Consider the following 9,910-nt stretch of genomic DNA (forward strand, 5'->3'; position numbering starts at 1 on the left):
CTTAAAGTTGAATATAAATATAAGTCACACATACCGAGTCGGTGCTAACCCGTTGTGTTAACCGGCACTCTGCACCGTTAATGGTGAATACATCACCGGAATTAACATCACCCTCGGTGAGTAAAAACTCAGCACGCATGATTAACTCGGGCACATACTCATTAGACGATGCGGCAATTTCGCTGCCGTTATCATCTAACGAAACCAAACGGTTATAAGGTGTTGCCCCATCCATTGGGGCAAACTCGCACGGGTCTGCCAAACGCTGAAACACCCGCACTATTTTGGCATTTACTCTGTCAGCAAATACCGATGCCAAGCTAGGCATTAACTTTTACCCAAACGCTATCACTCGGGTTAGCCGCATCAGCCCATGCTTTGCCGGCTAAGGTATTGCCAGATGCAACACTAGTGATCATGCCATCAGCCTTGATATACACCTGTCCACCTTGGGTAATGTCATCGGCGGTCACTTTTGGCAACTCGTATACGCCTTCTGTTGCACCGACGCCCGCTTCACCAATAGCAACATTGCCAAGCGACACGGCAACCACTTTACCTACTAATACTGGGTCACCACTAGCAACTGCTGCCGTGGCGATAAAGTCGATGGTAGTGCCATCTGCTACACAATTTTTCATAAGGTTTTTTCCCAATTACGTTAAAAATTTGCCATTAAAAAGGCCGCTGACTCAATCGAGTTAGCGGCCGCTTTTGTTTCGAAATGCATGTGAGTTACACACCCGTTGATTTAACCAATCCACGGTGATCAAGTGGTGATACACCGGCATCAATACGCACTTTGGTTGCAACACCATCAACGGTGAAACCTTGTTGCTGCTCAATATATGGCGTGTCGATACCATCAAGGTAAGCCACTTCAATGGTGTCTTCACCTTGAGCGGCTGATAAATACCACTCTTTATCGCTTTTCGCTTTTAAACGTGGCTCTGATAACACTTCAACAAAGTCGCGGATTGGGTTAGCAATACCTGAGTTTGCATCAGTGCCTTTAACCGACGTTGACTGAATGATTTGCAGCACTGCACGCTTAAGGTTAGGTGGTACCAATGCAAATGCTGGCATGATGTTTAATGGTGATTCGCCAATCATTTGCGATTCCATTAATTCAGCAGCAATACTGAATGCTTCAACGCTTGGCGCACCCGATGCTAAGTTACCGTGATCGGCATGGAACAAAGCTTTGCCGTCGTTCATTTTGGCGTTTTTGGTTAACACAGCCCAAAACAAATCACCAATAGTGCGCTTAGCGGCTTTACCCATTTTCATCGGTACGCCCATTAACATGTCCATGTCATCGTTGATAACCGTTTGGCGTGTTAACGTGAAAATACCGCCGTAGGTTGCTAAGGCAATTTTTTCAGCGTGGTCGCCAACAGTGATGTACTTGTACTCTGCTCCGTCCTTCACTTCTGGTAAGCTTTTAAACTCACCCATGCCAACACGATGCGCGACTTTAAAGTCACTTAACTGACCTTTTTTAGCGATACGTTCAAAGGTTTCAGCAGCTTCAGCCCAACCTTTTAATACTGACTTATTGGCCACATCTAACATGATGTTACCGAAATCAGATGAGGTATGAGTAAACGCTAACCCCACCATTTGCATCACGTTCATACCGGCACAACCAATACCGCGATCGGCTAACGATGCACGAGCAAGTTCACGTAAGTTATAGCTACCATAGCCATTGTCTTTTTGTGCCGCTTCATGGCCTGCTCGTGCCATTAATTGTGCACGAATTGAGTCACCAACAATGTTACCGTTGCTGGCATGAATAATGACACTTTTAGGCTGTACAGCGCATGGCGTGACACCTTCGCCAAGCTTAGCCAAGATAAGGTCTTTCGACTTTTCGGCATTGATGTTGGCATCAGAAATACAGCTGTTTTTAAGTTCAGCTAATTGCGGGAACGTAGCGAACGCGGCATTAATACCGCTAATACGTTCTGCATTAAAGGTAATGGCAGCAGCTTGAATATCAGCTTGCGACGGTGCAACTGGTGCAGGTACCGAAGCTACTGGGGCTGGTGTATTAATGGCTGCTGGCGCAGTTGTGGTGGTAGCACCGATATTGCCCTGTTGTGCTAGCAGGGTTTGTAATGCTTTAGGCATATTATTAAAGTCCTTCAGTCGTTTAAAATTAATTGATGCAGCCATTTGCATCGGTTCTATCACTTCATCTGCTAGCCCAAGATCAACCGCTTCTTGTGCAGACAACCAAGTGTCTTCTTTAAAAAATTGTCCTAGCTGTTCATCACTTAACTTGCCGCCGGCTTTATCTTGATAAGCCTTGCCCATGCTTGAGCGCCACTTATCGAGCAAGTCTGCGTATTCACGTAAATCATCAGCGGTACCAACTGCACCGCCCCAATTACTGTGGATCATCAAAAAGGCATTGGACGGCATAATCACGGTGTCGAATGCCATGCAAATAACACTGGCCATAGAAGCAGCAACCGACTCAATACAAATCGACTTTTGGCAAGGCCAACGCGCAAGAATGTTATAAATGGCCATGCCGTCCATCACATCGCCGCCACCCGATTGAATGTAAGCGTTAATCTGCGATACTTTGCCCATAGCGCGTAGGTCAGTGGCGATTTGTTTGGCGGTAAAATCCCAGCCAACATCGCCATATAAAATCAACTCGACCACGCCATTGGCAGCACCTTTCATGCTGTAGATACCGCGTTTTTCTTTACTCTCGGTCAAGCTCGCTGATGCGCTTGGCATTAGCATCATGGCGGCCACGGCTAGACTTAGTTTGGTCTTTTTCACTTGGGGTTTCTCCGTTTTGTGGCTCTGGGTCGTTACCCGTAACCATGTCGTTTTCGCGGTTAAACTTCAGCTCACGTTGACGTTGGCGTTTAACTTCGCTTGGGTTACGGCCACGAGCTCGCGCCCAGTCAGCCTCGGTTGCGGCATTACCGGCTATCATCATTTCCCAACCTTGGGATTCTTTGCGGGGGTCAATCCATGGCATGGTGGGGCCGTAATACACAGCATCAAACAAGGTGCGGGTGTCTAGGTCTGGCGGCAGGGTTATAGGGTCTTGCTTGTTCATTAACTCCATTTCCAACCAGTTACGAAACGCAGGCCGCGCCCAACCGGCACAAAACCATTGCTGCATAATGCGGTTCGACTCGTCTTGCTCAACCAGCTCTTGGCGTTGGCTTGAGTAACTGCCTTGATAGTCACGCGCAATACTTGAGTAACTGCCACGGGTCCCCGCGGCACAGGCTTTTAACTGACCATTACGAAAATCGACTAAATGCACGTTGGGGCGATTGGACTCAATCATGCCGACGTCTTCACCAACAGCGAGATCATCAAAGGTCATGCCTGGTGCAATGTTTATTTCACGGTCAGCTTTGGCATCACCATCTAGGCCAAACATACTGGCGTCACCACGTTTGATGTAAAACGCTAAAGCGGCAGCAATACGCGCAGCTACCCGTTCAGATTCTTCATAGTCTTTAATGTCGCCAAGGCGGGTTAAAATGCCGTGAAAAATGCTGATACCGCGCAGCTGGTGCAAACGCTTAAACATGCCAAGGTGCAGCATGTTACTGGCGGGTACGGCTTTAGTTTTGTAGCGAAAGCCAATTTGGTCAGACGGGTGATCAAACAACACATGGTAATTAACCACCTGCCCCCAACCATTAACCTCTAACCCTTGGCGAACGCGGGTTGATACATCGTTAAGTTCAAACGGTATATAATCAGGCTCTAACGCTTCAATACTGTATTGCGTGCCTTGCGGGTTTGGGTGACCAAACTTAGCCACCTTGCCACGCACTTGATGGCCGAATACTTCACCGTCGCGCAATGCGGTACGTAACACTAAGCGTTCAAGCTCTGGCCGAGTGTAGCGCCCTGTTACATCAGGCTTTAATGACCATGCAGCAAAACGGCGTTGAATATCATTGGCCAAATCATCCAGTATTTCACCACTAATACTGCGGGGTTGTGGCTCAACCACAATGCCTTGGGCACCAATCACCCGTTCTTCCATGCGGTCTAAAATACCAATACTGAGGTCGTGGTTTTCATCTAACCATCGCGCCTGCTCCCGCAAGCTTTTACCTGCTGCAAATACCGCTTGGTTGGCACCGCGCCCCTCTTTATTGGCTTTGTGAGTTCGGCTTGGGCTGGCAGCTTCGTAACCTTTAAGGTTGCGATAACTCATTGCGGCCGCTTGTCGTTTTAGCGCCCAGCCAGGGGATAAATACGATAGTGCATCGTTAATAATGCTCATATTGATTCCTAGTTAAATCGGGCGAGTGTGGTACCCCGTGGACGGGTGTACATGCTTAAGGTGCGCTGCCACTCCATGCGGCCTTTGCGAATTTGTTCCAGGTCTTCTGTACTCATCATCTTGCCGTTGATGCTGACGGACTTACCCGCTAGTACCTCTTTTTCGGCTTCGATATACAGCGCGACCATGTCTGTAGCAGTTTGCTTTGACATTACAGCCAGCCTCCTGATTTAACCGAACCACCATTTAGCCAGTTATTGGCTTGGCTCTTTTTCGGTTTTTTAGGTTTGGGGGATTCATCGGTTGATGCTTCGTTTTGAGTGTCGGTGGTTATCACTTTACTGAGCGAGTCGAGATTAATACCAAAGCGATCAATGGCGATATACAGCGCAGCCAAGGCATACACAAAACAGTCGAGCGCTTCGTTACGTCTGCCGCCAGCTTCCCAGCGATAAACAATGCGACCGTCGCGGCGTGTCGGTAATTTTCGTTCAGACGTTAACTGCTGCAGTTCGGTGTCATCACAAATGCTGTCGTTCAGTGGCAAATGGATTGCACCAGGTGTACGCGTATCAACACTGGGTTGAGTGCGCATCATAGCCATGATCAACTCTTTGGCGTTGTCGGTACCCACCTCGGTTAAATACACACCTTTGTTACATCGCTTACGCGGGAAATTGGCAATCGGCTTGCCGTACATATTGGCGCCCTTAATGGGTACCACGCGGAACAAACCCAGCTTTTTACTCATTGAGTAAACGGTATCGGAGTAGTGACCGCCCGAATCCCAACACGTTGTGCCAATGCTCAACACAATGCCGTCGTTACGCGGGTAACTTTGGTTTAAGCGCAGCGCGACTTTATCGAGTAACACTTGGCTGGCTGGGTCGCCATACAAAATAAACCTATCGATTAAGGCGCACTCTTTACCTGCGCCCCACCCCCAAACACGGCCTTCGTAGCGGTCGTCTTGGGTATCAACACCCGCGGTGACATACACAACCCAATCGGGCATTTTGCCGTTGGGGTACATTTCACGCCTGCGGCCTAAGTCTTCCCACTCAATGCGTTCACCGTTATCGTTGTCCCACGGCTGGCCCAATTTAGTGTTAACAAAGGTTTGTAGCTTTTCTTTGTCGCCTTTGGCTTTGTAAAACTCAGTGACTAGCTTGGCCCAACTGTTAAGCGTGTTATAGGCCGACCAAATGTAAATCGAGATATTTTCGGGCGTTAAAAAGTCGTCGCCGTCTTTGTCAAAAAACGAAATAAAGTCTGAGGTGTACACACCCGTTTTATCGCATATCCATAACGCGTTTGGGTGTTCTTCCATGTCGTGCAGTTGATTGTTTTCAATGCAGCAACCGCAGTGCTCGCACACGTAATAGGCGGTTTTGGGGTCGCTACCTTGCCACTTAATGCCAAAGGGTTCAGTTTTACCGCCCCACTTTAAATGCTGCAATTCATCACAATGTGGGCAAGGCAAGTTGAATCTAAATTGGTACTGGCTTTCGCTACAGGCCTTTTCAATTTGGCAGGTACCTAATACTTTAGGCGTTGAACCCCGTATCGATTTAGGAAACAACGACAGTTCAACACGGGTGTCACCTAACGATGTGGCATTACCTTCGTGTTCGATTGACTCATCAAAACCGGCTAACTCATCGTAAATAACATCATCGGTTGATATTTCACGGTAGTTAGCCGCGGCGGTACCACCCCGCACCATTAAGGTTTTACCATTGGTAAAAATTTTATCTTCTAAGGTACTGTCTTTATGTTTGCGGCCAATCCACGGCGCTAAGGCTTTCCAAATCGGCATGTCACGTATGGCGGTTTCAACGTGTTTTTTCATAAACGTTTTGGCGGCACCGTCACGCGGCTGGTATATCAACACGTTACGTTTTTTGTGTTCTATCTTGTAACCCGCATTGGCCATCAGCATTTTGGTGTAACCCACACGCGCTGATTTCATAATATTCAGCGTGGTAATTTGGTCGTTACCCATGGCATTCAATATGCCGATTTGAAACGGTAGGCTTTCCCATTTACCTTCGGTGTATGACGACTCCGACGACATATAAAAATGCGTGTCGGCGTATTCACTACAGGTCAACATTGGTGGACGATAAAACGATTTAAGGCCAGCAGCGACAGCAGCTTTCAAATTGTTAATCTGTGCTTCTGATATATTCATCTAATAAATCCTCAATGCCGTTGGCCAGTTCAGCGGCGGTGTTTTGGCTTTTAATCACTTCGGCGCGAATAGCGTCTATGGTGCGTTCGGGCATGTCGGGGAATTTACGTTTTACACGAATGTGTATTTGGTCCAACACCGGTGATATTTGCGCGGCTATTCGGCTAAGCACAAACGAGCAAAAGGTCACCTCGACCACTTCTTTGCCGTCTTTTTCGTTTTTAAGCTCTTGGCCGTAGGCTTGCGCTTTGATTAAGCGGTAACGCTCAAACTCGATATTGGGCTTGTCGTTATCTTCGGGCGTTGGATTGCTTACATGTTTTTTACGCTCATTAGCCACCCGATTACCCACCACGTCGCTCATGGTGTACAAACACTCACGGCCTTTTTTACTGGTGATCGGCACATCCCATTTATCGAACGCTTGGGTACTAATACCCAAACTTTTGCACAGGTCGGTTTTGTTCAGTAGCACTGGCTCGGCGTCGGGTGTTTGAATACGTGCCATTAGCTAGTCCTTGTGAATATCGTCTAACACATGGCTGCATCGCTCTTGTTCAATATGCTGCAATTGTTTAAGCAACACCTGCTCTTGCAGCGCTTGTATTCTGGCTTCACGCTCACTTTTTAATGTCGCACGCTGGCGCTGGCGGTCTTTATAAAACCAGTTAATAAACGCGGTAAACACAGCACACAACACGCCGACTACAACACCAATATCCATATCGTTCACATAACTGCCAGCTGCGGTAAAAAACGAAGCAATGTAAGACAATAACGAGGTGAGTTTTGCACTTAGGTCAGTCGTTATGCTCATATTGTTGCCGCCATTGTTGTAGGCGCAGCATGTTTGCATTACAGCTTGCTAGCGCATTGGTTTGAGTAAGGGAATGATTCAGTAAATCAAGATTTGAGAACCCGATAAAACGTGGGTTATCACAAAGTTCAAGCCAATCAGGGGGCGGTAACACATAAACCGTTTTGGTCTGTGTCACCACTTTGACAATCGGTTTGCTTGAGCAGCTGCACAGCATCACTAGGCAAATCAGTATTAGCCCAAGTTTTAGTTGGCTCATGGTTTGATGTCCTTAACTGATTAGCACGTTCTAATTTGTGGTCTAACGTCAATTGGAGATCGGCTACTTGCTTGCGGTGCGAGGTGTTTAGCTCGGTGATAATGCGATAATCACGTTCAAGCGTGTTAATCCGTTCATCTTTGTTAGCGTTGCTGCTCAGTAACGCATCCACGCTAACTTGCGATTGCAACAAGTCATGGCTTAATGTGCCGTTTTTAGCTTTGAGTGAGGTAATGCCTAAGGCCCCAACGACAATCACCGTCGCCATAACCAGCACTGCACATAACAACACTGTGGTTTTAAAATCATTAAACATTACAGATCCCTTAAACAAAAACGCCGCTCATTTGAGCGGCGTTTAATTAAGCCTGGTAACTTTTTACGTTTGGCATAAATCCACCTCGGCAACTCGTTACATGCGCCAACGCGGTCACCTGCCCACAACTTTTTACGCAGCGTAGAAGCCCCAAAAGCCTCGGCCCCTACGTTGTAAATAAAACTCAGGTAAGCAATGTGTTCACCCTCGCTTAATGGCGGGGTGAGTTTAACCAATTCACGGTCAAAGGTGTTAAGGCTAGTAGCCAGCATGTCTAGGCACTGTTCGTTAGTGAACACCATGCCCTGTTTTATGTTATGGCCGGTTTGGCCAAAGCAGGCAGTTTCAATACCCGCAGGGTCAACATAGGTACGTAATACTTCACCTTCACCCGTAGCAACCAACACGCCGCCAGTAAGAATGGCACCAGTAAACCCCAGCGCCATAAGCCTTGTTTTAATATTCATGCTGCACCTGGTAAATATGAGCAAAAAAAAGGGCTCCAATACAGGAGCCCAATGGCGATGATGTAACGAGAGTATGCAAAGAGGAGCAAAAAGGAACTAGAGAGGAAGCAAAGCCAGTTACGCAGTGGTATCAAGCTTATATAAACTGTAGCGGTTTTTAGGGGGGAAAATACGCCATATGTGGCGTCTTTTACGCCACATATGGCGTTGAGGTGTTTGAGTTTTCGTGATATGTAAAACCGATAATTTCTAGATTTAATTTAAAAATTATCGGTTAAGTGATTTACTGCAAATCGAAATGGTGCGCTAGGCTTTAACACGCTGAATCACATTGTGCGAACTATAGTGGGTTGAGATTAACGCCGCGTTAAGCAGACTAAAATTATTGGTTATAATATGGAGCGAAGCGGAACCTAACCAACTGTTTTAGTCAGTTTAAACGCCTCGTTAGCAATCTGCTTCCAATGGTTCTGCAAAACTAAATGTGCCTTTTAGATGCAACGATTTTGCTAGCTCGATTTTACAATTACTTTCAAAATAATATCCCTCTTCATCCCATGCCTCTATCATAAAAAAATAATCGTGAGATTGAAAGCCTTCATTAAAGCTAAGAAGGATTGTTTGAATATATACAGCGCTTGCTCTACATGCGTGAAACAGTAAATTTAGTAGGTTTTTATTTTTATCTTCTCGTCCACAATACTCAGGATTATCTACTATAGGAAAAACTCCGTGAGCTATATGATTTCTTAGGCACCTAATTAAATGCAACCCTGCACTGATATCATTTTTATTTACTCCACCAATGCCGTTTACAGTTAACGAAAAGTCTTTAGTGTATCTTTCAAAGGTTATTTCGAGATTACTCATTATATGGAAAAAGTTTTCAGGCAAATGTTCCTTAGGAATGAGATCAATAACGACAGTAGCTCTCATACTTGGTTCTCTAAGCCTTTTCTTTTTAGGCATATTAATTACAGAATCTAAAGAATGATATTCCTTATCTATAAAGCGATATGCTTCTTCCATTGCATTTGTAACATACATAAAACGAGTTAATGCAGTGGAATATTCCGTAAAATGTTCTTCATCTGAAGCCTCTTCATCAATATCTGAAGGACAATACATCTCAGACATGACATTTCGGTATCGCCACCAGTCCATATGAACTTTTTTTAAATGAGAGGCAAGTTTTAGCCAGTCACCAATAACTGATGTTTTAACAATTCGAGTTGAGCCATGTTGAGTAAATTCAACTGAATTACCTAAATACCTGCAAAGCTCTGAAAGCTCAAAAAGGTGCGCTTTTAAAGGTTTATTTTTAATGCAAGTTGGACACTTAGTCATTCAATACTCCGTATCGATAATATTGCTAACACCGCACTAAGCGGACAAAATAGTTGGATTTAACCGCGAAGCGATGGCCCACTGTTATTTTTCGCTTAAACAACTTGTTGAACGAAGCCGCTCTGCGGCAGAAAAGATAAAAGCCCATCTTTCTCACCATCATAAATACTTACTAGACCCTGCCTACCTTGGCATTACCTAGGAGTATCACCATGGAAACTCATGAAC

The 9,910-nt window shown here is 45.9% G+C and carries 12 protein-coding genes; all 12 read right to left on the reverse strand.

All coding sequences use genetic code 11. The features are described 5' to 3' along the window. Position 1: 1 nt before the first annotated feature. The 12 genes from H5125_RS05080 to H5125_RS05130 all read right to left on the reverse strand — a co-directional run bounded on the left by H5125_RS05080 (position 2) and on the right by H5125_RS05130 (position 9,682). The gene (locus tag H5125_RS05080) at positions 2-328 is read right to left on the reverse strand and encodes a hypothetical protein (RefSeq protein ID WP_182743704.1); all 327 of its coding nucleotides are present in this window, start codon (positions 326-328) and stop codon (positions 2-4) included. Next, positions 321-641, reverse strand: a complete 321-nt coding sequence (locus tag H5125_RS05085) for a DUF2190 family protein (protein ID WP_162022899.1) — start codon at positions 639-641, stop codon at positions 321-323. Before H5125_RS05085 ends, H5125_RS05080 begins: the two co-directional genes overlap by 8 nt. Before the next feature lie 94 nt (positions 642-735). Next, on the reverse strand, positions 736-2,802 hold the full coding sequence (locus H5125_RS05090) for a ClpP-like prohead protease/major capsid protein fusion protein (RefSeq protein WP_310734174.1): 2,067 nt from the start codon (positions 2,800-2,802) through the stop codon (positions 736-738). Then, positions 2,723-4,282, reverse strand: coding sequence for a phage portal protein (locus H5125_RS05095; protein WP_182743705.1), 1,560 nt, complete (start codon positions 4,280-4,282; stop codon positions 2,723-2,725). The genes H5125_RS05090 and H5125_RS05095 overlap by 80 nt, the downstream gene beginning before the upstream one ends. A gap of 8 nt (positions 4,283-4,290) precedes the next feature. Continuing rightward, positions 4,291-4,494, reverse strand: a complete 204-nt coding sequence (locus H5125_RS05100) for a hypothetical protein (protein ID WP_182743706.1) — start codon at positions 4,492-4,494, stop codon at positions 4,291-4,293. After that, positions 4,494-6,476: a phage terminase large subunit family protein gene (locus tag H5125_RS05105; protein ID WP_182743707.1), complete on the reverse strand. Its 1,983-nt coding sequence runs from the start codon at positions 6,474-6,476 to the stop codon at positions 4,494-4,496. Before H5125_RS05105 ends, H5125_RS05100 begins: the two co-directional genes overlap by 1 nt. After that, positions 6,451-6,984 carry a terminase small subunit gene (locus H5125_RS05110; protein WP_182743708.1) on the reverse strand — a complete coding sequence of 178 codons (534 nt, stop codon included), beginning with the start codon at positions 6,982-6,984 and terminating at the stop codon, positions 6,451-6,453. The genes H5125_RS05105 and H5125_RS05110 overlap by 26 nt, the downstream gene beginning before the upstream one ends. A 3-nt stretch (positions 6,985-6,987) precedes the next feature. Next, entirely contained in the window at positions 6,988-7,293 is a 306-nt protein-coding gene (locus tag H5125_RS05115) for an HP1 family phage holin (RefSeq protein ID WP_167526092.1), read from the reverse strand. Continuing rightward, positions 7,277-7,510 carry a hypothetical protein gene (locus H5125_RS22445; RefSeq protein ID WP_404948339.1) on the reverse strand — a complete coding sequence of 78 codons (234 nt, stop codon included), beginning with the start codon at positions 7,508-7,510 and terminating at the stop codon, positions 7,277-7,279. Before H5125_RS22445 ends, H5125_RS05115 begins: the two co-directional genes overlap by 17 nt. After that, complete coding sequence (locus tag H5125_RS22140) at positions 7,431-7,868, reverse strand: hypothetical protein (RefSeq protein ID WP_182743709.1); 438 nt, start codon at positions 7,866-7,868, stop codon at positions 7,431-7,433. Before H5125_RS22140 ends, H5125_RS22445 begins: the two co-directional genes overlap by 80 nt. After that, positions 7,868-8,335 (reverse strand): lysozyme, encoded by a 468-nt coding sequence (locus H5125_RS05125; protein WP_182743710.1) that lies wholly within the window; start codon positions 8,333-8,335, stop codon positions 7,868-7,870. Before H5125_RS05125 ends, H5125_RS22140 begins: the two co-directional genes overlap by 1 nt. A gap of 447 nt (positions 8,336-8,782) precedes the next feature. Further along, on the reverse strand, positions 8,783-9,682 hold the full coding sequence (locus tag H5125_RS05130; protein WP_182743711.1) for a hypothetical protein: 900 nt from the start codon (positions 9,680-9,682) through the stop codon (positions 8,783-8,785). Positions 9,683-9,910: the final 228 nt, after the last annotated feature.

The organism is Shewanella sp. SR44-4, from assembly GCF_014163715.1.
In the GTDB taxonomy this organism is placed as follows: domain Bacteria; phylum Pseudomonadota; class Gammaproteobacteria; order Enterobacterales; family Shewanellaceae; genus Shewanella.

Bases quoted from the DNA above. Each gene is read 5' to 3' on its own strand.
- H5125_RS05080 (WP_182743704.1), bottom strand. From the start codon at position 328: ATGCCTAGCTTGGCATCGGTATTTGCTGACAGAGTAAATGCCAAAATA.
- H5125_RS05085 (WP_162022899.1), bottom strand. From the start codon at position 641: ATGAAAAATTGTGTAGCAGATGGCACTACCATCGACTTTATCGCCACG.
- H5125_RS05095 (WP_182743705.1), bottom strand. From the start codon at position 4,282: ATGAGCATTATTAACGATGCACTATCGTATTTATCCCCTGGCTGGGCG.
- H5125_RS05100 (WP_182743706.1), bottom strand. From the start codon at position 4,494: ATGTCAAAGCAAACTGCTACAGACATGGTCGCGCTGTATATCGAAGCC.
- H5125_RS05105 (WP_182743707.1), bottom strand. From the start codon at position 6,476: ATGAATATATCAGAAGCACAGATTAACAATTTGAAAGCTGCTGTCGCT.
- H5125_RS05110 (WP_182743708.1), bottom strand. From the start codon at position 6,984: ATGGCACGTATTCAAACACCCGACGCCGAGCCAGTGCTACTGAACAAA.
- H5125_RS05115 (WP_167526092.1), bottom strand. From the start codon at position 7,293: ATGAGCATAACGACTGACCTAAGTGCAAAACTCACCTCGTTATTGTCT.
- H5125_RS22445 (WP_404948339.1), bottom strand. From the start codon at position 7,510: ATGCTGTGCAGCTGCTCAAGCAAACCGATTGTCAAAGTGGTGACACAG.
- H5125_RS22140 (WP_182743709.1), bottom strand. From the start codon at position 7,868: ATGTTTAATGATTTTAAAACCACAGTGTTGTTATGTGCAGTGCTGGTT.
- H5125_RS05125 (WP_182743710.1), bottom strand. From the start codon at position 8,335: ATGAATATTAAAACAAGGCTTATGGCGCTGGGGTTTACTGGTGCCATT.
- H5125_RS05130 (WP_182743711.1), bottom strand. From the start codon at position 9,682: ATGACTAAGTGTCCAACTTGCATTAAAAATAAACCTTTAAAAGCGCAC.